The organism is Streptomyces sp. NPDC052012 (assembly GCF_040689265.1).
GTDB lineage: Bacteria > Actinomycetota > Actinomycetes > Streptomycetales > Streptomycetaceae > Streptomyces.
In genome coordinates this window covers 69,725-94,715 of record NZ_JBFAXA010000013.1, presented here as the reverse complement: position 1 = coordinate 94,715, position 24,991 = coordinate 69,725, and the positions used below count along the sequence as shown (strand labels likewise).

At 70.5% G+C, this 24,991-nt stretch carries 23 protein-coding genes; 11 read left to right on the top strand and 12 right to left on the bottom strand.

Annotation, left to right across the window (positions count from 1 at the left end; translation table 11 throughout):
- Positions 1–121: 121 nt before the first annotated feature.
- From AB0412_RS21395 to AB0412_RS21365, 7 genes are all read right to left on the bottom strand, one after another.
- Entirely contained in the window at positions 122–778 is a 657-nt protein-coding gene (locus AB0412_RS21395; RefSeq protein WP_366404177.1) for an LAETG motif-containing sortase-dependent surface protein, read from the bottom strand.
- A gap of 205 nt (positions 779–983) precedes the next feature.
- Positions 984–2,105, bottom strand: a complete 1,122-nt coding sequence (locus tag AB0412_RS21390) for a Rossmann fold nucleotide-binding protein (RefSeq protein WP_366404176.1) — start codon at positions 2,103–2,105, stop codon at positions 984–986.
- 27 nt (positions 2,106–2,132) lie between these two features.
- Positions 2,133–2,540, bottom strand: coding sequence for a VOC family protein (locus tag AB0412_RS21385; protein ID WP_366404175.1), 408 nt, complete (start codon positions 2,538–2,540; stop codon positions 2,133–2,135).
- Positions 2,541–2,638: 98 nt separating this feature from the next.
- Complete coding sequence (locus AB0412_RS21380; protein WP_366404174.1) at positions 2,639–4,099, bottom strand: hypothetical protein; 1,461 nt, start codon at positions 4,097–4,099, stop codon at positions 2,639–2,641.
- Positions 4,081–4,830 (bottom strand): ATP-binding cassette domain-containing protein, encoded by a 750-nt coding sequence (locus AB0412_RS21375; protein ID WP_366404173.1) that lies wholly within the window; start codon positions 4,828–4,830, stop codon positions 4,081–4,083. Before AB0412_RS21375 ends, AB0412_RS21380 begins: the two co-directional genes overlap by 19 nt.
- A gap of 237 nt (positions 4,831–5,067) precedes the next feature.
- A complete protein-coding gene (locus tag AB0412_RS21370) occupies positions 5,068–6,441 on the bottom strand; it encodes an aspartate aminotransferase family protein (RefSeq protein ID WP_366404172.1) in 1,374 nt (457 codons plus the stop codon).
- 2 nt (positions 6,442–6,443) lie between these two features.
- Positions 6,444–6,962 (bottom strand): Lrp/AsnC family transcriptional regulator, encoded by a 519-nt coding sequence (locus tag AB0412_RS21365; protein WP_260829031.1) that lies wholly within the window; start codon positions 6,960–6,962, stop codon positions 6,444–6,446.
- 189 nt (positions 6,963–7,151) lie between these two features.
- Here AB0412_RS21365 and AB0412_RS21360 point away from each other — a divergent pair, with 189 nt between their 5' ends.
- Positions 7,152–8,591, top strand: a complete 1,440-nt coding sequence (locus tag AB0412_RS21360; RefSeq protein ID WP_366404171.1) for a gamma-aminobutyraldehyde dehydrogenase — start codon at positions 7,152–7,154, stop codon at positions 8,589–8,591.
- Positions 8,592–8,731: 140 nt separating this feature from the next.
- Positions 8,732–9,253, top strand: a complete 522-nt coding sequence (locus AB0412_RS21355; protein ID WP_366404170.1) for a hypothetical protein — start codon at positions 8,732–8,734, stop codon at positions 9,251–9,253.
- Here the strand turns inward: AB0412_RS21355 and AB0412_RS21350 are convergent.
- A complete protein-coding gene (locus tag AB0412_RS21350) occupies positions 9,219–9,941 on the bottom strand; it encodes a glycerophosphodiester phosphodiesterase (protein ID WP_366404169.1) in 723 nt (240 codons plus the stop codon). The two genes, AB0412_RS21355 and AB0412_RS21350, sit on opposite strands and share 35 nt — an antisense overlap.
- Positions 9,942–9,993: 52 nt before the next feature.
- Positions 9,994–11,115 carry an adenosine deaminase gene (locus AB0412_RS21345; protein ID WP_366404251.1) on the bottom strand — a complete coding sequence of 374 codons (1,122 nt, stop codon included), beginning with the start codon at positions 11,113–11,115 and terminating at the stop codon, positions 9,994–9,996.
- Between the two features lie 98 nt (positions 11,116–11,213).
- Between AB0412_RS21345 and AB0412_RS21340 the strand changes: the two genes are divergently transcribed.
- Positions 11,214–12,002 (top strand): DUF4190 domain-containing protein, encoded by a 789-nt coding sequence (locus tag AB0412_RS21340; protein WP_366404168.1) that lies wholly within the window; start codon positions 11,214–11,216, stop codon positions 12,000–12,002.
- Positions 12,003–12,053: 51 nt separating this feature from the next.
- Here AB0412_RS21340 and AB0412_RS21335 read toward each other — a convergent pair whose 3' ends face one another.
- Positions 12,054–12,644, bottom strand: a complete 591-nt coding sequence (locus AB0412_RS21335; protein ID WP_366404167.1) for an NADAR family protein — start codon at positions 12,642–12,644, stop codon at positions 12,054–12,056.
- Positions 12,645–12,844: 200 nt separating this feature from the next.
- Here AB0412_RS21335 and AB0412_RS21330 point away from each other — a divergent pair, with 200 nt between their 5' ends.
- The 8 genes from AB0412_RS21330 (at position 12,845) to AB0412_RS21295 (ending at position 22,470) form a co-directional block, all read left to right on the top strand.
- Positions 12,845–14,380 carry a gamma-aminobutyraldehyde dehydrogenase gene (locus AB0412_RS21330; RefSeq protein ID WP_366404166.1) on the top strand — a complete coding sequence of 512 codons (1,536 nt, stop codon included), beginning with the start codon at positions 12,845–12,847 and terminating at the stop codon, positions 14,378–14,380.
- A gap of 50 nt (positions 14,381–14,430) precedes the next feature.
- Positions 14,431–15,678, top strand: coding sequence for a spermidine/putrescine ABC transporter substrate-binding protein (locus tag AB0412_RS21325; protein WP_366404165.1), 1,248 nt, complete (start codon positions 14,431–14,433; stop codon positions 15,676–15,678).
- Between the two features lie 4 nt (positions 15,679–15,682).
- On the top strand, positions 15,683–16,849 hold the full coding sequence (locus AB0412_RS21320) for an ABC transporter ATP-binding protein (protein WP_366404164.1): 1,167 nt from the start codon (positions 15,683–15,685) through the stop codon (positions 16,847–16,849).
- Complete coding sequence (locus AB0412_RS21315) at positions 16,849–17,778, top strand: ABC transporter permease (RefSeq protein WP_366404163.1); 930 nt, start codon at positions 16,849–16,851, stop codon at positions 17,776–17,778. Before AB0412_RS21320 ends, AB0412_RS21315 begins: the two co-directional genes overlap by 1 nt.
- Positions 17,779–18,579, top strand: a complete 801-nt coding sequence (locus AB0412_RS21310) for an ABC transporter permease (RefSeq protein WP_366404162.1) — start codon at positions 17,779–17,781, stop codon at positions 18,577–18,579. It abuts the gene before it with no gap.
- 53 nt (positions 18,580–18,632) lie between these two features.
- A complete protein-coding gene (locus tag AB0412_RS21305) occupies positions 18,633–20,051 on the top strand; it encodes an FAD-dependent oxidoreductase (protein ID WP_366404161.1) in 1,419 nt (472 codons plus the stop codon).
- Between the two features lie 98 nt (positions 20,052–20,149).
- Complete coding sequence (locus AB0412_RS21300) at positions 20,150–20,596, top strand: hypothetical protein (RefSeq protein ID WP_366404160.1); 447 nt, start codon at positions 20,150–20,152, stop codon at positions 20,594–20,596.
- A 68-nt stretch (positions 20,597–20,664) separates the two neighbouring features.
- Positions 20,665–22,470, top strand: coding sequence for a glycoside hydrolase family 18 protein (locus AB0412_RS21295; RefSeq protein ID WP_366404159.1), 1,806 nt, complete (start codon positions 20,665–20,667; stop codon positions 22,468–22,470).
- Here AB0412_RS21295 and AB0412_RS21290 read toward each other — a convergent pair.
- Together AB0412_RS21290 and gabT are read right to left on the bottom strand one after the other, a co-directional pair.
- Entirely contained in the window at positions 22,409–23,047 is a 639-nt protein-coding gene (locus AB0412_RS21290; RefSeq protein ID WP_366404158.1) for a phosphatase PAP2 family protein, read from the bottom strand. The genes AB0412_RS21295 and AB0412_RS21290 overlap by 62 nt on opposite strands.
- Before the next feature lie 380 nt (positions 23,048–23,427).
- Complete coding sequence (gabT, locus tag AB0412_RS21285) at positions 23,428–24,762, bottom strand: 4-aminobutyrate--2-oxoglutarate transaminase (protein WP_366404157.1); 1,335 nt, start codon at positions 24,760–24,762, stop codon at positions 23,428–23,430.
- Positions 24,763–24,991 lie beyond the last annotated feature (229 nt).

Below are 24,991 nucleotides of genomic sequence, written 5' to 3'. Positions count from 1 at the left end.
CGGGGCGGCACGACGGTGGCCCGCCCCCCCGCCCCCGGCACGGGCGGCACGAGGCCGGCCCGCCCCCCGGCAGGGGACGGACCCCAGGCAAGGGACGGGCCGGCGGAAGGGCGGGGCCGGATCAGCGGTCGCTGTCCGAGCCCCGGCGCCGCATGCCGAGGAAGACCGCGCCGCCGCCGACGACGACCAGCGCGCCCGCGACACCGGCGATCAGAGCGGTGTTGGAGCCGGCGCCGGTCTCGGCGAGGTTGGACTCGCCGACCGCGGGCGACGGGGCGTTGCTCGCGGTGTCCGCGGGAGCGCTGCTCTCGCTCTCCGGCTCCGAGGGGGCGGGGGTGCCGGGCTCCTCGGCCGGGGTCGAGGCGGAGTCCGACGGAGTGGGCGTCGGGCTCGGGGTCTGCTCCTGCTTCTTCTTGCACGCCGTGGCCGGGGTGGTCAGGTTCGGCTCGATGTCCGCGTCCACGTGGGGCTCGGCCTTGATGTGGATGCGGTACTCGGCGTTCGGCTTCCAGTCCTCCTCGAAGGTGAGGGTCACGCCGTCGCGGGAGCCCTTGACCACCTTCTCGCCGACCTTCTTCACGTCGGCGCCGTTGTTCTCCAGGAACACGCTGACGGTGGCCGGGATCCCCTTGGGGTCGACGTCGGTGACGGTGATGACACCGTTGTCACCGACACACTTGGCCTCGGCCGAGAAATCGCTGATGCCGGAGGCCGCCGCGGTGCCGGCGGCGCCGAGGGCGAGCGCGGCCGACGCGGAGGCGACGCCGAGAGCACGCACGGTACGTGTGACGGTACGGCGCGGGGCCGTACGACGGGATACGGACAGAACTGTCACGTTTGTCCTTCACTGGGATGCGCAAATGCGGGGGGTTGAGGGAGAGCTGACGGGACATCAGCTCTCCCAGGTGGCACCCAGGTTTATAAGCGCCGCATAAGTAGTGTCAACGCATATGCCGATCGCGGCCCCCGGCTTTGCCTTCTCATTAACCGCCCAGACGTTTCAACGCCCCGGGAGCCTCCTCGATCCGGTCCACCAGGGCGATCCGCGCCTCCATCGACCGCTCCCGCGCGAGCGCCTGCAGCAGCGGCCAGGCCGGCAGCTTCTCCGTCCAGTGCGCCCGGTCCACCAGCACCATGGGCGTCGGCTCCCCGCGCGACTCGTAGTAGTTGGGCGTCGCGTTGTCGAATATCTCCTGTACGGTCCCGGCGGCGCCCGGAAGGAAGACCACACCCGCGGTGCACCGGGCCAGCAGACCGTCCTCGCGGGTGGCGTTGGCGAAGTACTTCGCGATGTGCGACGCGAAGGCGTTGGGCGGCTCATGGCCGTAGAACCAGGTCGGGATGCCGACCGAGTGGTTGCCCTTCGGCCAGCGGGTGCGCACCTCGAAGGCGGCACGGGCCCAGTCGGTGACCGACGGGGCGAACGAGGGGGCCACCGCGAGGAGTTCGCACGCCTCGTCCAGCATCGCGTCGTCGTACGGGGCCGAGTAGGCGCCGAGGTTCGCGGCCTCCATCGCGCCGGGACCGCCGCCCGTCGCCACCGTGAACCCGGCCTGGGTGAGCGCGCGGCCCAGCCGGGCGGCACCCCGGTACTGCTCGGTGCCGCGGGCCATCGCGTGTCCGCCCATGACCCCCACCACCCGTGCCCCGCGCAGGAGTTCGTCGAGGGCGTCGGACATGGAGTCGTCGTGGACGGCGCGCAGCATCGAGGCGAAGATGTCGCCGTCGGCCCTGGTCCGCTGGAACCAGGCGTAGGCGAGGGCGTCCGGTGTCGCCTCGTAGCCCTTGTCGAGCGAGGCGAACAGGTCGCCGGGGGTGTAGAGATGACCCCGGTAGGGGTCGAAGGGCAGTCCGGGCACGGGCGGAAGCACGAGCGCGCCGTCGGCGCGGAGCTTCTCCGCCGCCTCGGCGCGCATCCGGCAGCCCAGGAACACCGCCTCCGCGGTGTCCGTGGTCAGCAACTCCCGTGTCCGGTCGGTCAGATCGACGGACTGGACCCGGAAGCCGGAGAGGGTGCCGCGGGCCGAGACGATCGCGTCGAACTCCTCGATCGTCTCGATCTCGCGGTCACCGTGATGGGCGGCATGGGCGGGAGAGGTCTGCACCCGCCCCATGCTAGGCCCGTCGTGTTCTCAGCCCTCCACCGCGGACGGGTCCATCCAAATGACTTCCCAGGTGTGGCCGTCGAGGTCGTCGAAGGCGCGCCCGTACATGAAGCCGTAGTCCTGCGTCTCGCCGCTGGGGGAACCGCCCGCCGCGATCGCCTTGTCGATCAGCTCGTCCACCTTCTCGCGGCTCTCCGCGCTCAGCGCGATCAGCACCTCGCTGGACTTCGTCGCGTCGACGATCTCCTTCTTGGTGAACGAGGCGTACTTCTCCCTGGTGAGCAGCATCGCCACGATGGTGTCGCTGATCACGACCGAGGCGGCGGTCTCGTCACTGAACTGCTCGTTGATCGAGTAGCCGAGCTCCGTGAAGAACTTCTTCGAGGCGTCGAGGTTGTTGACGGGCAGGTTCACGAAGATCATCTGCTGGTACATGGTGGGGCCTCTCCCATTCGGTTCCGTAGCGTTCGAGTGGTTAGACCGAGGGCCCCCGCGGAAGTCATCGCTCCCGCGGGGATTTTTTCGAGCGGGTTTCAGCCGGCGAGCGGAAGCGCCGACAACTCGGCCACGAACAGCGTCAGGGGAGCGAACAGGGCGACGAGCGCGGCGGACCGCAGCGCCGCGGCCTTGCGCAGGGTCGCGGCGGGAGCGCCGAGGCGCAGCAGCGCGTCCGTGGTGAGCGCGCGGGCCTGCCTGGCCTCGGCCGCGGCCGTCAGCAGGGTCGCCACCGCGCAGCCGGTCACCAGCAGCACCCCGAGGGTGGTGAGCGGGGCGACGGACGGGTCCTCGGTGTCGTACAGCGAGGTCATGGCGTACGCGGCCGACGTGACCGCGCAGACCACGCCCAGCGGGCGGCCGATCCGGACGGCCTCCGTCATCAGCGTCCGCCCCGCCAGCAGGCGCAGGGCGCCCGGGCGCACCGCCTGCAGCAGCCTGCCGCACAGGTGGGTGAGCCCCGGACCGGCCAGCGCGAGCCCGAGGGCGGTCAGCGCAAGGCCCGCCAGCGCGCCGGGCCCCCCGCCGGATGCGGAACCGTCGCTCGTACGGCTGACGAAGGCCTCCACGGCCAGTCCGACGGCCAGTACGGCGATGCCCCAGGGCAGACCGGACGGCGGCGCGAGGGGAGCGGCGGTGGCGGCCTCGGTGAGCGACTCCGGCGTGGCGGGCGAGGGGTCGGTCCGCGTGCCTGGGGCGGTGGCGACCGTCCCCGGGGCGGCTGATGTGGCACGGCTGCCCGTCGCCGGGGCGGTGGGCGTGGGCTCGGCGGTGAGCGTGGCCTCGGCGGTGGTGCCCGGCGTGCCGGTCGCGGCGGCGGTACCGGCCTGGTCCGGTGGCGGCGTCTCGGCCGTGCGCCGGTCGCGTGCCGCCGGGCCGAGGTGCTTGCCGAAGCGCCCGTACGCCCCGAAGGTCTCCCGGACCGCCGTGCGCCGGTACGCGCCGAACCGGCCGTACGCCCGCGCCATGCGGGACCCGCCGGCCGCCTGCTCGCGCGGCCGCAGCGACACCGCCACGGCCGCCGACGCGCTCAGCGGGACCATGGCGAGCAGGGTGAGGGCCGCCGGGAGTGGCAGCGGCTGCTCCGCGGCGAGGAAGTCGGTGGCAGCCCCGTCGAAGGGCATGCCGGTGAGATCACCGCGCAGGTGCAGGAAGACCAGCAGCGCGATCAGCGAGCCCAGCGTGCAGGCCAGGGCGGTGGTCGTCGCGGAGATCGCCATCAGGCGGGCGGGACCGAGACCGAGCGCCGACAGACCGGGCCGGGGCCGGGTCGCGGGGTCGGTACGCGCCACCGCCACCGCGAAGTACACGGTGGCCGCGAGCGGGGCCGTGCACCAGGCCAGGCGCAGCGCGGAGGCGGACGGGGTGTCCGGGTGGTTCAGCGCGTGACCGAGGGCGCCCAGGAGCAGGAAGCCCGTGCCCGCCGAGGCCGCGGCGACCAGGAGGCGGCGCAGCTGGACGGCGGGCCGGGCGCTTCGGGTCAGACGGAGAGCGAGCACGCGGCCCGGCCCTCCGTCTCGGCGGTCTCGGCGACCGGTGGCAGATGGACGGTGCGTACGCGCCGTCCGTCGAGCAGGGACACGGTGCGGTCGGCGAGCGCCGCGGTGTCCGGGTCGGCGGTGGCGAGGACGACCGTGATGCCGTGCGAGCGGGCCGCCGTGGTGAGCGTGCGCAGCACGTGCCGGCGGTCGGCGCGGTGCAGCGGGGCGGTCGGCTCGTCGGCGAACAGCACCGTGGGCGCCGGGGCGAGGGCGCGGGCGATGCACACCCGCTGCCGCTCGGCGTGCGTCAGCTCGTCGGGGTGCTCGCGGGCCTTGTCGCCGACGTCCAGGCGCTCCAGCCACTCCAGGGCCGCCGTCTTCGCCCGGCGGCGGCCGGTGCCGCGCAGCAGCAGCGGCAGCGCGGCGTTCTCCCAGACGTTCAGCTCCGGGACGAGGACCGGGACCGGGTCGATCCAGCCGAAGCGCTCCCGGCGCAGCCGCTCCCGGGCGACCGGGCCCAGGGTGTGCATCGGCCCGCTGTTGAACCAGACCTCGCCGCCGTGGACGGGGGTCAGACCGGCGAGGCAGCGCAGCAGTGTCGTTTTGCCGCTGCCGCGCGGGCCGCCGACGGCGAGGATCTCGCCCTCCCTGACGCCGAGCGAGACCCCGCTCAGCCCGGGAGAGCCGTCCGCGTGCCGGAACTGCAGGGCACGTGCCCAGAGCACGTCGTTGTCCGGTGGGGCCACCATGGCGTACACCTCGGTTCGGATCGGAAATGCCGTGCGCGGTTCGTGTTTTCCCCCGTGCGGGGGAACGAAGGCAGGGCCGATCGGTCACTGGCACGCTAGGCAGGCGGCGGCGACACGCCGGACAGCACGCGGCCCCGGGCCGCCGTTTCTCACTCGAACGGGCGGCACCGGGGCCGGTGTTGATCATCCAGAAGGAAGATCGGAACCTCGGTCGGCCTACAGGCCGGTGTCCGTGGCCTAGAGCTTGGTCCAGGCCTCGGAGAGGGTCGCGCGCAGGATCTGCTCGATCTCGTCGAAGGTCTCCTGGTTGGAGATCAGCGGCGGGGCGAGCTGGACGACCGGGTCGCCACGGTCGTCGGCGCGGCAGTACAGGCCGTTCTCGTACAGCTTCTTGGACAGGAAGCCGTACAGGACGCGCTCGGTCTCCTCCTCGTCGAAGGACTCCTTGGTGTCCTTGTCCTTGACCAGCTCGATGCCGTAGAAGAAGCCGTTGCCGCGGACGTCGCCGACGATCGGCAGGTCGTAGAGCTTCTCCAGGGTCGAGCGGAAGGCGCCCTCGTTGTCCAGCACGTGCTGGTTGAGGCCCTCGCGCTCGAACAGGTCGAGGTTGGCGAGGCCGACCGCGGCGGAGACCGGGTGACCGCCGAAGGTGTAGCCGTGCAGGAAGGTGTTGTCGCCCTTGTAGAACGGCTCGGCGATGCGGTCGGAGATGACGCACGCGCCGATCGGGGAGTAGCCCGAGGTCATGCCCTTGGCGCAGGTGATCATGTCCGGCACGTAGCCGAACTTGTCGCAGGCGAAGGTCGTGCCGAGGCGGCCGAAGGCGCAGATGACCTCGTCGGAGACGAGCAGCACGTCGTACTGGTCGCAGATCTCGCGCACCCGCTGGAAGTAGCCGGGCGGGGGCGGGAAGCAGCCGCCGGCGTTCTGCACGGGCTCCAGGAAGACCGCGGCGACCGTGTCCGGGCCCTCGAAGAGGATCTGCTGCTCGATCTGGTCGGCGGCCCAGCGGCCGAAGGCCTCCGGGTCGTCGCCGAAGATCGGCGCGCGGTAGATGTTGGTGTTCGGCACCTTGTGCGCGCCCGGCACCAGCGGCTCGAAGGGGGCCTTCAGGGCCGGCAGGCCGGTGATCGACAGGGCGCCCTGCGGGGTGCCGTGGTAGGCGACCGCGCGGGAGATGACCTTGTGCTTGGTCGGCTTGCCGGTCAGCTTGAAGTACTGCTTGGCCAGCTTCCAGGCGGTCTCGACCGCCTCGCCGCCGCCGGTGGTGAAGAAGACCTTGTTCAGGTCGCCCGGGGCCTCGTTCGCCAGCCGCTCGGCCAGCTCCACGGCCTTGGGGTGGGCGTAGGACCACACCGGGAAGAAGGCCAGCTCCTGGGCCTGCTTCGAGGCGGTCTCCGCGAGTTCCGTGCGGCCGTGGCCCGCCTGGACGACGAACAGGCCGGCGAGACCGTCGAGGTAGCGCTTGCCCTTGTCGTCGTAGATGTAGGTGCCCTCGCCCCGGACGATGGTGGGGACGGGCGCGTTCTCGTACGAGGACATGCGGGTGAAGTGCATCCACAAGTGGTCGTACGCGGACTTGCTGAGATCGTTGGGGCGGTCGGTGCTCACGATTATCGGGTTCCCCACATGTAGGTCTGCTTCTTGAGCTTGAGGTAGACGAAGCTCTCGGTGGAGCGCACGCCGGGCACGGCCCGGATGCGTTTGTTGATGACCTCCAGAAGGTGGTCGTCGTCCTCGCAGACGATCTCGACCATCAGGTCGAAGGAGCCGGCGGTCATCACCACGTACTCGCATTCGGCCATGGCGGTCAGCGCGTCGGCGACGGACTCCACATCGCCCTCGACGTTGACACCGACCATCGCCTGCCTGCGGAAGCCCACGGTGAGCGGGTCCGTGACGGCGACGATCTGCATCACGCCCTGGTCGAGCAGCTTCTGGACGCGCTGGCGCACGGCCGCCTCCGACAGGCCGACGGCCTTGCCGATGGCCGCGTAGGGCCGCCTACCGTCCTCCTGCAGCTGCTCGATGATCGCGAGGGAGACGGCGTCCAGCTGGGGACTGCCGCCGTTTCGGGACTCGCGGGAGTCCTTCGGGTCTGCGCTTCGACTGGCCACGAGGTCACTGTGCACGACGTCTCGACAGTTTCGCAAGGCGTAGGCGATGAAATCCGTCGTTGAGGAGTCTGTAACGTGCGGATTTCGCAGAAGCGGGGCGGCTGGGGGTGTTGAAAACGTCAGCGCTCGGATTAGGGTGGGTGTCTCAGAGGTTGGACAGTTGGACACCTCGGACATCCACAAGGAGCACCAGGAGGGCCTGCAGTGAGCACCGAGCTGCGTCGTCTGCGCAACTACATCGGCGGTGAGTTCCGTGACGCCGCCGACGGACGGATCACCGAGGTGGTCAACCCCGCGACCGGCGAGGCGTACGCGACCGCTCCGCTGTCCGGACAGGCGGACGTGGACGCCGCCATGGCCGCCGCCGCCGAGGCCTTCCCCGGCTGGCGGGACACCACGCCCGCCGAGCGGCAGAAGGCCCTGCTGAAGATCGCGGACGCCTTCGAGGAGCGCGCCGAGGAACTGATCGCGGCCGAGGTGGAGAACACGGGCAAGCCCGTCGGGCTGACCCGCACCGAGGAGATCCCGCCGATGGTCGACCAGATCCGCTTCTTCGCGGGTGCGGCGCGGATGCTGGAGGGCAAGAGCGCGGGCGAGTACATGGAGGGCCTGACCTCCATCGTGCGCCGCGAGCCGGTCGGCGTCTGTGCCCAGGTCGCCCCCTGGAACTACCCGATGATGATGGCCGTGTGGAAGTTCGCCCCGGCGATCGCCGCGGGCAACACGGTCGTGCTGAAGCCGTCGGACACCACCCCGGCGTCCACGGTGCTGATGGCGGAGATCCTGGGCTCGATCCTGCCCAAGGGTGTCTTCAACGTCGTCTGCGGCGACCGTGAGACCGGCCGCATGATGGTCGAGCACGACGTCCCGGCGATGGCGTCCATCACCGGTTCGGTACGGGCCGGCATGCAGGTCGCCGAGTCCGCGTCCAAGGACCTCAAGCGGGTCCACCTGGAGCTGGGCGGCAAGGCGCCGGTCGTCGTCTTCGAGGACGTCGACATCGCCAAGGCCGTCGAGGACATCTCCGTGGCGGGCTTCTTCAACGCCGGGCAGGACTGCACGGCCGCCACGCGTGTGCTGGTCCACGAGTCGATCCACGACGACTTCGTGGCCGCGCTGGGGAAGGCCGCCGCCGACACGAAGACGGGCATGCCGGACGACGAGGACGTCCTGTTCGGTCCGCTCAACAACCCCAACCAGCTCAAGCAGGTCGAGGGCTTCATCGAGCGGCTGCCGGCGCACGCGCGTGTGGTGGCGGGCGGCAAGCGGGTCGGCGACAAGGGGTACTTCTACGCGCCGACCGTCGTCTCCGGCCTCAAGCAGGACGACGAGATCATCCAGAAGGAGGTCTTCGGGCCGGTCATCACCGTCCAGTCCTTCACGGACGAGGAGCAGGCCGTCGAGTACGCCAACGGCGTGGAGTACGCGCTGGCGTCCTCGGTGTGGACCAAGGACCACGGGCGTGCGATGCGGATGTCGAAGAAGCTGGACTTCGGGTGCGTGTGGATCAACACGCACATCCCGCTGGTCGCGGAGATGCCGCACGGTGGGTTCAAGAAGTCCGGGTACGGCAAGGATCTGTCGGCGTACGGGTTCGAGGACTACACGCGGGTGAAGCATGTGATGACGTCCCTGGAGGGCTGAGTCCAGTGCGCCGTAGGGGCGCGGGGTTGTGCGAGGCCGCGGGTTCGTCGTGGCTCGTCGCGCAGTTCCCCGCGCCCCTTTGGTGTGTTGCCCTCCAGGGCGCTTTTTGAACGTGTTCAAGAAGGGCGTACGCTGTCGCCATGAGCGACAGATCCGCCCTGCTCAAGGGCATTCGTGTGTGGCTGGTCTTCTTCGTCGTGTGCCTGGTCCTCAGTGGGGTGACCGCGTTTCCGCTCGTGACTGAGCTGCGGTGGACCGAGGAGGTGCTGCGGTCGCTGTCGGTGGGGGAGTACCTGCCGGGCCTCATGGAGTGGATCGAGCGGGTGCGGGACGGGCTGGACGCCGCCGATGCCGAGTATCCGTTCCTGCTGTACGGCACCGACTGGCTCGCGTTCGCCCATCTCGTGATCGCCGTCGCCTTCTACGGGCCCTACCGCGATCCCGTCCGCAACGTCTGGGTCGTCGAGTTCGGGATGATCGCCTGCGCCGGGATCGTCCCGCTCGCGCTGATCTGCGGCCCGATCCGCGGCATCCCCCTGTGGTGGAGTGTCATCGACATGGCGTTCGGGGTGTTCGGGGTGATCCCGCTGTACGTCGTCCGGCAGAAGATCAAGCGGCTGGAGGCGCTCAGCCCGTACGCCGCGCCTGCTCTCGCCGGCTGATGCCGCCGCCGTCCCGCAGGGCGCACAGGACGTCGATGCGGTTGGTGGTGATGGAGTCGACGCCCATCGCCAGCAGACGGCGCATGGAGCGGCGGGTGTCCGGGGTCCAGACCGAGAGGAGATAGCCCTCGTGGTGGACCCGGTCGGCGAGGGCCTGGTCGACCAGGGTGAAGCGGTAGTTCAGCCAGCGGGGGCGGATCGCTGCCAGGAGTGCGGCTCGTGGCGGGGCCGAGGTCGAGCGGGTGAGGGCGATCTCCGCGGACGGGTCCGCCGCACGGACGGCGAGCATGGCGGGGGCGCCCGCGCAGTAGTAGACGCGGTCGTGGGCCTCGCAGGCGCGGACGACGTCGACCACCCGGCGCGCGTCGCGGGTGTCCGGCGTGCCGGGCAGGTCCAGCATCACGCGGCTGCCGTCGGTCGCCGCCAGGGCGTCGGAGAGGGTCGGCACGCCGTCGTCGGTCACGGCGCGGACCTCCTCCCACGACAGGGACAGCACGGGGCGGTCGTGTTCCCACAGGCGCTTGAGCGTCCGGTCGTGCAGCAGGACCGGTACGCCGTCGCGGGTGAGGCGTACGTCGACCTCCACCGCGTCCGCGCCTCTCCGCAGTGCGGAACGCAGCGAGGCGAGGGTGTTCTCGCGGACGCGGTAGGGGTCGCCGCGGTGGGCGACGGCGGTCACCTTCTGCATGACGTCGGTTTCTCCATGGCGTCGGCTTGTCTTCCGCGGCCCGTCGCGGGGGTCAGGAGGCGAGCCAGGAGGTCGTGTAGGTGTCGATCTCGCCGGCCAGCCTCGCCTTGTCCGCCGGGTCCATGAAGGACGCCTCGACCGCGTTCTTCGCCAGTTCCGCCAGGCCCCGCTCGTCGAGGCCCAGCAGCCGGGCGGCGACCGCGTACTCGGTGTTGAGGTCGGTGCCGAACATCGGCGGGTCGTCGGAGTTGATCGTCACCAGGACGCCGGCCCGGGTGAACTCCTTGATCGGGTGCTGGTCGAGATCGGTCACCGCGCGGGTGGCGATGTTGGAGGTGGGGCACACCTCCAGCGCGATGCGCCGCTCGGCGAGGTGTGCGAGCAGCTCGGGGTCCTGGGCGGAGCTGGTTCCGTGCCCGATGCGCTCGGCCCGCAGCTCGTTGAGGGCGTCCCACACGGTCTGCGGGCCGGTGGTCTCCCCGGCGTGCGGCACGGAGTGCAGCCCGGCCGCGATGGCCCGGTCGAAGAACGGCTTGAACTGAGGGCGGGGCACGCCGATCTCGGGGCCGCCCAGCCCGAAGGAGACCAGGCCCTCGGGGCGCAGCCGGTCGTCGGTCGCCATCCGCGCGGTCTCCTCGGCGGACTCCAGCCCGGCCTCGCCGGGGATGTCGAAGCACCAGCGCAGTACGGTGCCGAACTCCTTCTCGGCCGCCTTGCGGGCGTCCTCGATCGCGTCCATGAAGGCGCGCTCGTCGATGCCTCGGCGGGTGGAGGAGAACGGGGTGATGGTCAGCTCGGCGTAGCGCACCTGCTGCCGGGCCAGTTCGCGGGCCACCTCGTAGGTCAGCAGGCGCACGTCCTCGGGGGTGCGGATCAGGTCGACCACCGACAGGTAGACCTCGATGAAGTGGGCGAAGTCCGTGAAGGTGAAGTAGTCGGCGAGGGCCTCGACGTCCGTGGGGACCTTGGAGTCGGGGTGGCGGGCGGCCAGTTCCGAGACGATGCGGGGGGAGGCGGAGCCGACGTGGTGGACGTGCAGTTCGGCCTTCGGCAGTCCGGCGATGAAGGCGTGCAGGTCGCGGTTCAGTCCGGCGGTGGCGGCGGCGAGCTGGTCGGTCAATGTTCCTCCCCGGGAACGGCGTGCGCGGCCGGTGGGCGGCGCGACGCGGGTGATCGGCTGATCGGTGGATCCGGGATCATCGTAGGCCGGGGGCGCGCGGCGGGGGGACGGGCCGTAGCATGACGGGACATTCGACTGAGGGGGCCCCGCGCATGTCCGACGACGCGCAGACGCCGGAGACACCACAGACACCGGTGGACTTCGGCAAGCCGACTGCGCCGGGCACGCCGGGTACCTCGCCGGGAGCGTCCGGTGCGGGGGGTGCCTCGGCCGCCGGGGCCACGCCCGATCCCTGGGCGCCGCCGACGAATCCGGCCCCTGGCCCGCGAGCCGACCACGGAGGCGGCGCCGGCGGTGCCTACGCGGGGCCGGACCAGACCGTGGCGGACAACAGCCCGCAGCCCTGGTCCTCCCCGACCGCTCCCGCCGCGTCGTCCGTCCACGACCAGCAGACGCTCACCTCGTTCCCGGCGATGGGTGGCTCCGCGCCGCCACCGCAGCCGTCCCAGCCCTGGGCCGGACCCTCCGCGCAGGGCCCCGCGCCCAACCCCTTCGCGCCCCCGGCCTCCAGTGGGCCCGTCCCGCCGCCACCCATGGCTCCCGACGGCCCCGGGCAGGTCCCGTACGGCTATCCGGGCGGGTACGGCGGTGCCCCCGGCCAGGCGTACTACGGCTGGACCGGCATGGCACCACTGCCGAGCAACGGGATGGGTGTGACCGGGCTGGTGCTGGGCATCATCTCGGCCGCCTTGTTCTGCCTGTGGCCGGTGGCCATCGTCCTCGGTGTCCTGGGCGTGATCTTCGGCTCCGTGGGCCGCGCCAAGGTGACCCGCGGCGAGGCCACCAACCCGGGCCAGGCCCTGGCCGGCATCATCTGCGGAGCCATCGGCCTGACCTTGGGCATCGGCTTCGGCGTACTGGTCCTGGCCACGCCCGTCTAGCCGGCACCAGTACCGGCACCGGCACGGCCGGCAAGCCCCCCGGCGGGCGCGTCAGAGGCTGCCGGAGGGTTCCCCGCGCTCCCGCAGCCGTCTGCGTGCCTCCATCAGGGCGAAGCCCAGGAGGTTCGGGCCGCGCCAGCGGGCCGGGTCCGTCGCGGCGTCGTCGGTCGCCGCCAGGCCGATGCCCCACACCCGGTCCACCGGACTGGTCTCCACCAGCACCCGCTCGCCCGTGCCCAGCAGAAACCCCCGCAGATCGGCGTGCGCCGCGAACTTGTGGACGCTGCCCTCGACGACGATCCCGAACCGCTCCCGGCGCCATAGCGCCTCGTCGAAGCCGCGCACCAGGCGCCCGGCCTTCTTCGCCTCAGACGGGTGGCCGGCCTCCAGGACGCGCCGTTCCCCCTCCGCGTCCCCGAACAGCCGCGCCTTCGCCGCCATCATCCAGTGCTCCGCCGTCGCGTACTCCACCCCGTCCACCGTGAACGGCGCCGGCCACCACTGGCTCAGACAGCTCGCCCCGATGCGGCCGTCCGCCGGCGGACGGTGGCCCCAGAAGTGCAGATACCTGACCTTCTCCCCGGCCCGCAGCGCCTCGATCAGCGCCTCCCGGGAAGAGATCGCCCCCGTGATCCTCTCCATGCACGCGAGTCTGGCACGCACCACTGACAGTCCGTCCTGCCTTTTCCGCGGCTACTCGACACCTGGTCGACAGATTCCGTCGCGTAACCAAAAGGCAACAACGGAATCACTTGTTGGAGTCCCATGGCTCTGTCAGGATCGGCACTCAAATCGAGCTGGAGCCACGCCGCCCCCTCACTGGGGACACGGAGGAGAGCGACATGCACAACCCGGGCAACGCCACCCCGGAGCGATTCCCGGCCCAGGACCGTTTCGCCGACGGCGCGCAGTTCATCGCGGGCCGGCTGACCAAGGGCACCTCGGGCCGTACCCACACGGTCGTCGACCCCGCCACCGGTGAGGGCGTCTACACCTACGACCTCGCCTCCACCGACGACGTGGACGCGGCCGTGGCCGCCGCCCGGGAGGCGTTCCCGGCGTGGGCCGGCACGACTCCCGGCGAGCGGTCCGACGCGCTGCACCGGTTCGCCGCCGTCGTCGCCGAGCGCGCGGAGGAGTTCGCCCGGGCCGAGTCGCTGCAGTGCGGCAAGCCGTTGAAGCTGAGCCGCGAGTTCGACGTGCCGGGCACCATCGACAACATCGCCTTCTTCGCCGGTGCCGCCCGTCATCTGCAGGGCCAGTCGGCCGGCGAGTACTCCGGCGACCACACCTCGTACATCCGCCGCGAACCCATCGGCGTCGTCGGCTCCATCGCCCCCTGGAACTACCCCCTCCAGATGGCCGCCTGGAAGATCCTCCCGGCGATCGCGGCGGGCAACACCATCGTGCTCAAGCCCGCCGAACTCACGCCGCTGACCTCCCTCCTGTTCGCGCAGGCCGCCACGGACGCCGGCATCCCGGACGGTGTGATCAACATCGTCACCGGCACCGGCAAGGAGGCCGGCGAGCACCTGGTCGGCCACCCCGACGTGGCCATGACCTCCTTCACCGGCTCCACCGGCGTCGGCAAGCGCGTCGCCGAGATCGCCACCGCCACCGTCAAGCGCCTCCACCTGGAGCTCGGCGGCAAGGCTCCCTTCGTCGTCTTCGACGACGCCGACCTGGACGCCGCCGTCAACGGCGCTGTCGCGGGCGCGCTGATCAACACCGGGCAGGACTGCACGGCCGCCACGCGCGCCTACGTACAGCGCCCCCTCTACGACGCGTTCGTCGAGCGGACCGCCGCCCTGATGGAGACCGTGCGGCTCGGGGACCCCTTCGCCCCCGGCACCGACCTCGGCCCGCTGATCTCACACGCCCAGCGCGACCGGGTGGCCGCCTTCGTCGACCGGGCGCGTGCCTACGCGCGGGTGGTGACCGGCGGCGAGGCACCCGACGGCGACCTCCAGGACGGCGCCTACTACCGCCCGACGCTCATCGCGGACGCGGCGCAGGACAGCGAGGTCGTGCAGTCCGAGATCTTCGGGCCGGTCCTGGTCGTCCTGCCGTTCGACACCGACGACGAGGGCCTCGCGCTGGCCAACGACACGCCGTACGGGCTCGCCGCCTCCGCGTGGAGCCGCGACCTGTACCGCGCGCACCGCGCCACCCGCGAGATCAAGGCGGGCTGTGTGTGGATCAACGACCACATCCCGATCATCAGCGAGATGCCGCACGGCGGCTACAAGGCGTCCGGCTTCGGCAAGGACATGTCCGTGTACTCCTTCGAGGAGTACACGCAGATCAAGCACGTCATGTTCGACAACACGGCGGTGGTCCGCAAGGACTGGCACCGCACCATCTTCGGGGACCGTTAGCAGCCAGGCCGCCCGACCCGCGGCCACCCTCCCGAAAGGGCACCACGCGCATGGAGCAGTACGAGCCCGACCGCCTCTCCCCGGCCCAGGTGGCCGCCATGCGGCGCAGTTTCCGCAACGGCCGGGCGGCCCTCACCCGCCGCAGCCTGCTGCGCGCCTCCGCGGGCGGCGCGCTCGCGGCCGGCGGTCTCGGGACGCTGAGCGCCTGCGGCATCCCCGCGGCCGGCAACACGCAGGGCGGGGTCTCCGCAGAGGACCACTCCAAGGAGGAGAAGACCGTCAACTTCTCCAACTGGACCGAATACATGGACGTCGACGACAGCGGGAGCAAGCACCCCACGCTGGAGGCGTTCACCGAACGGACCGGTATCAAGGTCAAGTACACCGAGGACATCAACGACAACACCGAGTTCTTCGGCAAGATCAAGCCGCAGCTCGCCGCGGGCCAGGACACCGGCCGCGACATCATCGTCCTCACCGACTGGCTGGCCGCCCGGCTGATCCGCCTGGGCTGGGTGCAGAAGCTGGACCCGGCCAACCTGCCGAACGCCTTCACCAACCTGTCCGCCCAGTTCCGCAACCCCGACTGGGACCCGGGCCGCGCCTACTCCTACCCGTGGCAGGGCATCTCCACGGTCATCGCCTACAACAAGAAGGCGCTCGACGGCGTCGAGGTGAAGACCCTCTCCGACCTGCTGGACAACCCGAAGCTCAAGGGACGCGTCGGTCTGCTCACCGAGATGCGCGACACCGTCGGCATGACGCTGCTCGACATGGGCAAGGACCCGGCGAAGTTCAGCGCCGACGACTACGACGCGGCGATCGCCCGGCTGCAGAAGGCCGTCGACAAGAGCCAGGTCCGCCGCTTCACCGGCAACGACTACACCTCCGACCTCACCAAGGGCGACTTCGCCGCCTGTCTGGCGTGGGCCGGGGACGTCGTCCAGCTCAAGGCGGACAACCCGGACATCGACTTCCTGATCCCGGACAGCGGCTACATGACGTCCAGCGACAACATGCTGATCCCCAACAAGGCCCGGCACAAGACCAACGCCGAGCGGCTGATCGACTACTACTTCGAGCCGCAGCCGGCCGCCGAGCTCGCCGCCTACATCAACTTCGTCTGCCCGGTCGACGGAGTGAAGGACGAGCTGGCGAAGATCGACGAGGACGCGGCGAACAACCCGCTGATCCTCCCCGACAAGGCCATGCAGGCCAAGTCCCGTGCCTTCCGCTCCCTGAGCTCCAAGGAAGAGACGGCATTCGAAGAGAAGTTCGCGAAGCTCACTGGGGCGTGACGAGATGAAGACCACCAACGACACGGCGACTCACGGCGAGGACGTCCGCCTCACCGGCATCAGCAAGACCTACGGCTCCTTCACCGCAGTACACCCGCTCGACCTGACCATCCCGCAGGGCTCCTTCTTCGCCCTGCTCGGCGCGTCCGGCTGCGGCAAGACCACCACCCTGCGCATGATCGCCGGTCTGGAGGAGCCCACCGCGGGCACCGTCCACCTCGGCGACCAGGACGTCACCGCGCTCCCGCCGTACAAGCGGCCGGTGAACACCGTCTTCCAGTCCTACGCGCTCTTCCCGCACCTCGACATCTTCGAGAACGTCGCCTTCGGACTGCGCCGGCGCGGCATCAAGAGCGTGAAGAAGCAGGTCGAGGAGATGCTGGAGCTGGTCCAGCTCGGCGAGCAGGCCCGCAAGAAGCCGCACCAGCTCTCCGGCGGCCAGCAGCAGCGCGTCGCCGTGGCCCGCGCGCTGATCAACCACCCCAAGGTGCTCCTGCTCGACGAGCCGCTCGGCGCCCTCGACCTGAAGCTGCGCCGCCAGATGCAGCTGGAGCTGAAGCGCATCCAGACCGAGGTCGGCATCACCTTCGTGCACGTCACGCACGACCAGGAGGAGGCCATGACCATGGCCGACACGGTCGCCGTGATGAACGCCGGCCGGGTCGAGCAACTCGGCTCGCCCGCCGACCTGTACGAGAACCCGCGCACCACCTTCGTCGCCAACTTCCTCGGCACCTCCAACTTCATCGAGGCCGAGGTCGACACCACCTCCGGCGCCGAGATCGTGCTGAAGGCGGGCGGCGGCAAGCTGATCCTTCCCGAGGCCCGCAACAGCGCGCCCGCGACGGCCGGCGGCAAGGTGCTGGTCGGGGTGCGCCCGGAGAAGATCTCCCTCACCCACGCCGACGACGCGGGCGAGATACCCGAGGGCCGCAACCGGATCACCGGCCGCATAGCCGAGTCCAGCTTCATCGGCGTCTCCACGCAGTACGTGATCGACAGCCCCGTCTGCTCCGACTTCGAGGTCTACGTCCAGAACATCGACCGCGACGCCCGCCTGGTGCCCGGCGCCGAGGTCGTCCTGCACTGGAACCCGGAGCACACCTTCGGCCTCGACGCCGCGCAGGACATCGACGCCGGTGTGGAGACCGTCGAGGAAGAGGTCGCCTGATGGCCGCGGTCACCGAGGCGCCACCCCTGGCGCCCACGCCCACCCCGGAGAAGAAACCGCCGCGCAAGCGGGGCCGCTGGACGCCGTACCTGCTCCTGCTGCCCGGCCTGCTCTGGCTGGTGGTGTTCTTCGCGCTGCCGGTGATCTACCAGGCCTCCACGTCCGTGCAGACGGGCTCCCTGGAGGAGGGCTACAAGGTCACCTGGCACTTCGCCACCTACTGGGACGCGCTGTCCGAGTACTGGCCGCAGTTCGTCCGCTCGGTGCTCTACGCCGGCTCCGCGACCGTGCTGTGTCTGCTGCTCGGCTACCCGCTGGCGTATCTGATCGCCTTCCGCGCGGGACGCTGGCGGAACCTGATCATGATTCTGGTGATCGCGCCGTTCTTCACCAGCTTCCTGATCCGCACCCTCGCCTGGAAGACCATCCTCGCCGACAGCGGACCCGTCGTCGGCGCCCTCGACGCGCTGCACGTCCTCGACGTCACCAGCTGGCTCGGCTGGACCGCCGGCGACCGGGTGCTCGCCACCCCGCTCGCGGTGGTCTGCGGTCTGACGTACAACTTCCTGCCGTTCATGATCCTGCCGCTGTACACCTCGCTGGAGCGCATCGACCCCCGGCTGCACGAGGCGGCGAACGACCTGTACGCCAAGCCGTCGACGACCTTCCGCAAGGTCACCTTCCCGCTGTCCATGCCCGGCGTCGTCTCCGGCACGCTGCTGACCTTCATTCCGGCGACCGGCGACTACGTCAACGCGGATCTGCTCGGCTCCACCGACACCCGCATGGTCGGCAATGTGATCCAGTCGCAGTTCCTGCGGATCCTCGACTATCCGACGGCAGCGGCACTCTCGTTCATCCTGATGGCGGCGATCCTCATCATGGTCACGCTCTACATCCGCAAGTCCGGCACGGAGGATCTGGTTTAAATGACCTTCGTCAACTGGCTCAAGCGCCATTTCGTCGTCATCGCGGGACTGCTGACCCTCGCCTACCTCCTGCTGCCGAACGTCGTCGTCACGGTGTTCTCCTTCAACAATCCGAAGGGGCGCTTCAACTACGAATGGCAGGAGTTCTCCACGGACGCCTGGCGGGATCCCTGCGGGGTCTCCGGGCTGTGCGGCTCGCTCTCCCTCAGCCTCCAGATCGCCCTGTGGGCGATGCTCGGCGCCACCGTGCTCGGCACGATGATCGCCTTCGCGCTGGTCCGCTACCGCTTCCGCGCCCGCGGCGCGGTGAACTCGCTGATCTTCCTGCCGATGGCGATGCCCGAGGTGGTCATGGCCGCCTCGCTGCTGACCCTGTTCCTCAACATGGGCGCCCAGCTGGGCTTCTGGACCATCCTGATCGCCCACATCATGTTCTGCCTCAGCTTCGTCGTGGTGGCCGTCAAGGCCCGCGTGATGTCCATGGACCCCCGTCTCGAACAGGCCGCGCAGGATCTGTACGCCGGCCCGGTCCAGACGTTCGTCCGGGTCACCCTGCCCATCGCGGCCCCCGGTATCGCGGCGGGCGCGCTGCTCGCCTTCGCGCTCTCCTTCGACGATTTCATCATCACCAATTTCAACGCCGGCTCGACCGTCACCTTCCCGATGTTCGTCTGGGGCTCCGCCCAGCGTGGAACGCCCGTCCAGATCAATGTCATCGGCACGGCCATGTTCATCGTCGCCGTCCTGCTGGTGCTGGTGTCCATGGCCGTCGGAAACCGCCGCAAGCGGCAGAAGGCGTGAGCCGGCCGCAGGCACGGAAAAGCAATCGCAATCCCCTGTAGGGAGTTGAAATCATGGCCCCTGGTGCCATGAGCCGTTGGACGAGATCCCTCTCCGAAGCGCGCCCGGTGGCGTACTGGCTGGACGACCCCGGCCGCCCCGCCCCCGAGCCCGCGCTCACCGGCGCCGAGACCTGCGACCTGCTCGTCGTCGGCGGCGGCTACAGCGGACTGTGGACCGCGCTGATCGCCAAGGAGCGCGACCCCGCACGGGACGTGATCCTGGTGGAGGGCCGCGAGGCGGGCTGGGCCGCCTCCGGCCGCAACGGCGGATTCTGCGCCGCCTCCCTCACCCACGGCCTGCCCAACGGCCTGACCCGATGGCCGGACGAGATCCACAAGCTGGAGGAACTGGGCGCCCGCAACCTCGACGAGATCGAGGCGGCGGTCGCCCGACACTCCATCGACTGCGACTTCGAGCGCTCCGGCGAGATCGACGTCGCCACCGAGGACTACCAGGCGCGCGAACTGCGCGACTGGTACGAGGAGATCGACCGCGAGGGCCTCGCCGACGGCATCGAGTTCCTGGACGCCGAGGCGGTCCGGGAGCAGGTGAACTCCCCGACCTTCAAGGCGGGCCTGTGGGACCGGCGGGGCGTGGCCATGCTCAACCCCGCCAAGCTGGCCTGGGGACTGAAGCGCGCCTGCCGCGACCTCGGGGTGCGGATCTACGAGCACACCCCCGCCCTCACGCTGAAGCCGTACGGCGCCGGCATGGCCGTCCGCACCCCGTACGGCTCGATCCGGGCCCGCCGGGTGGCCCTCGGCACCAACGTCTTCCCCAGCCTGATCCGGCGCGTCCGCTCCTACACCGTCCCCGTCTACGACTACGCCCTGATGACCGAGCCGCTCACCCCCGAGCAGCTGGAGTCGATCGGCTGGAAGAACCGGCAGGGACTCGGGGACAGCGCCAACCAGTTCCACTACTTCCGGCTGTCCGCCGACAACCGGATCCTGTGGGGCGGCTACGACGCGATCTACCCCTATGGCGGCCGGGTGCGTGCCGAGTACGACGACCGGCCCGAGACGTACGCCAAGCTCGCCGGGCACTTCTTCACCTGCTTCCCGCAGCTGGAGGGCGTGCGCTTCACCCACGCCTGGGGCGGGGCGATCGACACCTGCTCCCGCTTCTCCGCGTTCTTCGGCACCGCCCACGCGGGCAAGGTGGCGTACGCGGCGGGCTACACGGGACTCGGCGTGGGCGCCACCCGGTTCGGCGCCGAGGTGATGCTGGACCTGCTGGCGGGGGAGCGGACCGAGCGCACGGAACTGGAGATGGTGCGCAGGAAGCCGCTGCCGTTCCCGCCGGAACCGTTCGCCTGGACGGGCATCACGCTCACCAAGTGGTCGCTGGCCCGTGCCGACGCGCACGGCGGGCGCCGGAACCTGTGGCTGCGGACGATGGACCGGCTGGGGCTGGGCTTCGACAGCTGAGAACCAGAAAGTCGGCACAACCCGCGTAATGCTCGCCCTCGACCGCCCTCTCCCTCGTGACGCGACCGCGTCCACGACTGAGAGGGAGGTCGTACCACATGACAGGGGCGAATTCGGCGGTCGAGTGGCTCTCGTCCGTCGCACCCGATCCGGAAGGCTGCCGCGCGGAGTGGGAACGCAACCCCCACGGGGTGGCCCTGCTGCCCGCCGGCAAGGCCTGGGACGTACTGATCCTGCCGGGCGAGCTCGGCTATCCCACCCTCGACGTGCTCACCCGGGTCCTGGACCAACCGGGCCCGGTCCTGGCCGACTTCGGGGACGCGCGGATGGGCTTCCTCGTGCCGCCGGGCACCGCGGCCCGCTGGCTCGGCACCGGGGTCCGCACGGCGGGGGAGGGCACCTGGATCGTGGTGCCGCATCCACTGCGCTCCTCCACCGGGGGTGTGCGGTGGCTGGTCCCGCCGGACGGCTCGGGCACGCTCACCGACCCTGCGCTGCTCGAACTGGCCATGCACGAGGCGGCGGCCGGGCGACGAAGGTATTGACAACCTGATTGGTCTGGACCAACTTTGAGGCGCTCCACCCTCCATCTCCCCCATCACCGGAGGCACTTGTGGACCGCCCCGACCGCCCCAGACCGTTCAGACTGCTCGCCGTGCTCACCACCGCGGCCGCCCTGGCCGCCTCCGGTATCTCGTCGGCCGCCCGTGCGGCCGACGCGGACCTCACCAGGAACGGCGGCTTCGAGTCCGGCCTCGACGGCTGGACCTGCACCGCCGGTACGACCGTGAACTCACCGGTGCGCAGCGGAAGTTCGGCGCTCAAGGCGACCCCGGCCGGCAGCGACAACGCCCGCTGCACCCAGACCGTCACCGTGAAACCCGACTCCCAGTACACGCTCTCCGGTTACGTCCGCGGCTCCTACGTCTATCTCGGCGCGAGCGGCACCGGCACCACCGACGTCTCCACCTGGACCCAGTCCGCCCCCGACTGGCAGCAGCTCACCACCACCTTCCGCACCGGCCCCTCGACGACGAGGGTCACCCTTTTCACCCACGGCTGGTACGGCACCGGCGCCTACCACGCCGACGACATCTCCCTCGTCGGCCCCGGCGGCGAGACCGGACAGCCGCCCGCCCCGCCCACCGGGCTGAGGACCGGCACGGTCACCGCGACCGGCGTCACCCTGTCCTGGTCACCGGTCCCGGGCGCCACGAACTACGCCGTCTACCGCGACGGCAGCAAGGTGCTGACCGCGCAGGGGACGTCGGCCACCGTGTCCGGGCTGACCCCCTCGACGGCCTACGCCTTCCAGGTCGCGGCCGTCAACGACGCCGGTGAGTCGGCCCGTTCGGCCACGGTCACCGCGACGACCGCCGACGCCGGCCCCGGCGGCCCCTCCGACCTCCCGCCGCACGCCCTCGTCGGCTACCTCCACGCCAGCTTCGCCAACGGCTCCGGTTACACGCGCCTGGCCGACGTCCCCGACAGCTGGGACGTCATCGACCTGGCCTTCGGCGAGCCGACCTCCGTCACCTCCGGCGACATCCGCTTCGACCGCTGCCCGGCGAGCGAATGCCCCGGTGTGGAGAGTGACGCCGAGTTCAAGGCCGCGATCAAGGCCAAGCAGGCCGCAGGCAAGAAGGTGCTCATCTCCATCGGCGGCCAGAACGGGCAGGTGCAGCTCACCACCACCGCCGCCCGGGACACCTTCGTCTCCTCCGTCTCGAAGATCATCGACGAGTACGGACTCGACGGCCTGGACATCGACTTCGAGGGCCACTCCCTCTCCCTGAACGCCGACGACACCGACTTCAAGAACCCGAGGACCCCGGTGATCGTCAACCTCATCTCGGCGCTGAAGACCCTCAAGGCCAAGTACGGCGACGACTTCGTGCTGACCATGGCCCCGGAGACGTTCTTCGTGCAGCTCGGCTACCAGTACTACGGCACCGGCAAGTGGGGCGGCCAGGACCCGAGGGCGGGCGCTTACCTCCCGGTGATCCACGCGCTGCGCGACGACCTGACCCTGCTGCACGTCCAGGACTACAACTCCGGCCCGATCATGGGCCTCGACAACCAGTACCACTCGATGGGCGGCGCCGACTTCCACATCGCCATGACCGACATGCTCCTCACCGGCTTCCCGGTCGCGGGCGACGCGAACAACGTCTTCCCGCCGCTGCGCCCGGACCAGGTCGCCATCGGCATGCCGGCCACGCCGAACGCGGGCAACGGACACGTGCCGCCGGGCGAGGTCACCAAGACCCTCGACTGCCTGACCAGGAAGACGAACTGCGGCTCGTACACCACCCACGGCACCTGGCCCGGGCTGCGCGGGCTGATGACCTGGTCGATCAACTGGGACCGGTTCGGGGGCTGGGAGTTCCAGCGGACGTTCGACGGCTACTTCGGCTGACCGCGAGCGACAGCGCGATCAGCAGCATCGCGCCGAGGCACCAACTGGCCGCCACGTCCAGCGGCCAGTGGTAGCCCCGGCGCACCAGCCCGTACGACGCGCCGAGGACCAGCACGGCGCACAGCACGACGAGCCCGCGCCGCAGTGCCGCGGACCGCAGCAGCGGAAGGAGGAGCAGCGTCGCCGCGCCGTACGCCACCACGGCGGTGGCGGTGTGACCGGACGGGTAGTAGCCGACCGCGGGGGGCACGGCCGGGGTGCCGGGGCGGTCGGTCCACTCCTTCAGGGGCGCGATCAGCACGGGCACGAGCACCATCGCCAGGGCCCCGGCGGCCGGTGGCAGCCACCACCGGTCCAGACCTGTCGCGCGCCCGTGCCAGGTGACGTACGCCAGCGCGATCACGAGGACCGGCACGGCCACCTGGACGTTGCCGAGGTCGGCGAGCAGTTCGGAGGCCCGGTCGGGCTCGATCAGGGCCCGGCTCAGCCGCTCGTCCACGCCCACGAGGGGGCCGTCGGCGACGACCTGCCAGGTGATCAGCGCGAAGAGCAGGGCGAGGGGTCCGAGCAGCAGCATGCCGCCCAGCTTGGCAAACACACCGAAGGGCCGGCGCAAGGGGGGGAGTGCGTCGGCCCTTCGGTGAACCGCCGACTCGTGAAGCCGAGGCGACCGTCCGGACCGGAACGTCGCACGCCCCGGGGGGTATGGGGCGGCGACCGTCCGATCGGTGAGGAGACCCGAAGCTCACGGCTCCGGTTGTGTGCGCGAGGGCACGACCAGGTCGAAGCTGGGGAGGCCTCGGCCCGAGCCGCCCACAGTGCCCTGTGAGCGGGGTGTATCTCTCATCTGGGGAAAACTTACGGCAGGGTGTGGTCCCGCGACAGGGTGAACGGCCTCCTGCCATCCACCCCGCACACGTTCTTCACACCCTCTGCCGCTGAACCGTTCCAGAGGGTTCAGATGCGGGTGAACGCCTGCTCGATGATGTCCAGGCCCTCGTTCAGCAGGTCCTCGCCGATGACCAGCGGGGGCAGGAAGCGCAGCACGTTGCCGTAGGTGCCACAGGTCAGGACCAGCAGGCCCTCCTGGTGGCAGGCCTTGGCCAGCGCGGCCGTCGCCTCCGGGTTCGGCTCCTTGGTGGCACGGTCCTTGACCAGCTCGATGGCGATCATCGCGCCGCGGCCCCGGACGTCGCCGATGATGTCGAACTTCTCGGCCATGGCGGTGAGGCGGCCCTTCATGATCGCCTCGATGTTCTTCGCCTTGGCGTTGAGGTCCAGCTCCTTCATCGTCTCGATGGCGCCGAGCGCACCCGCGCAGGCCACCGGGTTGCCGCCGTAGGTGCCGCCCAGGCCGCCGGCGTGCGCGGCGTCCATGATCTCGGCGCGGCCGGTGACGGCGGCGAGCGGCAGACCGCCCGCGATGCCCTTCGCCGTGGTGATCAGGTCCGGGACGATGCCCTCGTCCTCGCAGGCGAACCACTGGCCGGTGCGGCAGAAGCCGGACTGGATCTCGTCGGCGACGAAGACGATGCCGTTGTCCTGGGCGAACTTGCTGATCGCCGGGAGGAAGCCCTTGGCCGGCTCGATGAAGCCGCCCTCGCCGAGCACCGGCTCGATGATGATCGCGGCCACGTTCTCGGCACCGACCTGCTTGGTGATCTGGTCGATGGCCTGGGCGGCGGCCTCGGGGCCGGCGTTCTCGGCACCGGTCGGCCAGCGGTAGCCGTAGGCGACCGGAACGCGGTAGACCTCGGGCGCGAACGGGCCGAAGCCGTGCTTGTACGGCATGTTCTTCGCGGTCAGCGCCATGGTGAGGTTGGTCCGGCCGTGGTAGCCGTGGTCGAACACCACGACCGCCTGCCGCTTGGTGTACGCACGGGCGATCTTGACGGCGTTCTCGACGGCCTCGGCGCCGGAGTTGAACAGCGCCGACTTCTTGGCGTGGTCACCCGGGGTCAGCTCGGCCAGCGCCTCGGCGACGGCGACGTAGCCCTCGTACGGGGTGACCATGAAACAGGTGTGGGTGAAGTCGGCGAGCTGTGCGGACGCCTTGCGCACGACGGCCTCGGCGGAGGCGCCGACGGAGGTGACGGCGATGCCGGAGCCGAAGTCGATCAGACGGTTGCCGTCGACGTCCTCGATGATGCCGCCGCCCGCACGCGCGGTGAACACGGGCAGCACGGAGCCCACGCCCTGCGCGACCGCGGCGGTACGGCGGGCCTGCAGCTCCTGCGACTTCGGGCCGGGGATGGCGGTGACGACGCGGCGCTCCTGCGGAAGTGCGGTCATGCGGGGCTCCTGGGGGTCTTTTGCGGACGCTTGCCTTCTTTTCTCGCAGGCTAGGGCGGGGAGAGAGGGCTGGGCATGCTCCATGTGGGCGTTGTCCGGGGGTCCGGGTTGTCCGCGGTGGACATAGCGACGGCGGGGGCCGGGCGCGGCGGCCGGAATTCCTCCGTGGCCGGACCCGGCCGCGTAAGCGGTGAACTCGCCCTGTCGGGGCGTTAGATTGACTCGCTGA

Coding starts and splice junctions, on each gene's coding strand:
- AB0412_RS21385 (WP_366404175.1), bottom strand. CDS start 2,540: ATGTACCAGCAGATGATCTTCGTGAACCTGCCCGTCAACAACCTCGAC.
- AB0412_RS21375 (WP_366404173.1), bottom strand. CDS start 4,830: ATGGTGGCCCCACCGGACAACGACGTGCTCTGGGCACGTGCCCTGCAG.
- AB0412_RS21355 (WP_366404170.1), top strand. CDS start 8,732: ATGAGCGACAGATCCGCCCTGCTCAAGGGCATTCGTGTGTGGCTGGTC.
- AB0412_RS21350 (WP_366404169.1), bottom strand. CDS start 9,941: ATGCAGAAGGTGACCGCCGTCGCCCACCGCGGCGACCCCTACCGCGTC.
- AB0412_RS21340 (WP_366404168.1), top strand. CDS start 11,214: ATGTCCGACGACGCGCAGACGCCGGAGACACCACAGACACCGGTGGAC.
- AB0412_RS21335 (WP_366404167.1), bottom strand. CDS start 12,644: ATGGAGAGGATCACGGGGGCGATCTCTTCCCGGGAGGCGCTGATCGAG.
- AB0412_RS21330 (WP_366404166.1), top strand. CDS start 12,845: ATGCACAACCCGGGCAACGCCACCCCGGAGCGATTCCCGGCCCAGGAC.
- AB0412_RS21325 (WP_366404165.1), top strand. CDS start 14,431: ATGGAGCAGTACGAGCCCGACCGCCTCTCCCCGGCCCAGGTGGCCGCC.
- AB0412_RS21320 (WP_366404164.1), top strand. CDS start 15,683: ATGAAGACCACCAACGACACGGCGACTCACGGCGAGGACGTCCGCCTC.
- AB0412_RS21315 (WP_366404163.1), top strand. CDS start 16,849: ATGGCCGCGGTCACCGAGGCGCCACCCCTGGCGCCCACGCCCACCCCG.
- AB0412_RS21310 (WP_366404162.1), top strand. CDS start 17,779: ATGACCTTCGTCAACTGGCTCAAGCGCCATTTCGTCGTCATCGCGGGA.
- AB0412_RS21305 (WP_366404161.1), top strand. CDS start 18,633: ATGGCCCCTGGTGCCATGAGCCGTTGGACGAGATCCCTCTCCGAAGCG.
- AB0412_RS21300 (WP_366404160.1), top strand. CDS start 20,150: ATGACAGGGGCGAATTCGGCGGTCGAGTGGCTCTCGTCCGTCGCACCC.
- AB0412_RS21290 (WP_366404158.1), bottom strand. CDS start 23,047: ATGCTGCTGCTCGGACCCCTCGCCCTGCTCTTCGCGCTGATCACCTGG.
- gabT (WP_366404157.1), bottom strand. CDS start 24,762: ATGACCGCACTTCCGCAGGAGCGCCGCGTCGTCACCGCCATCCCCGGC.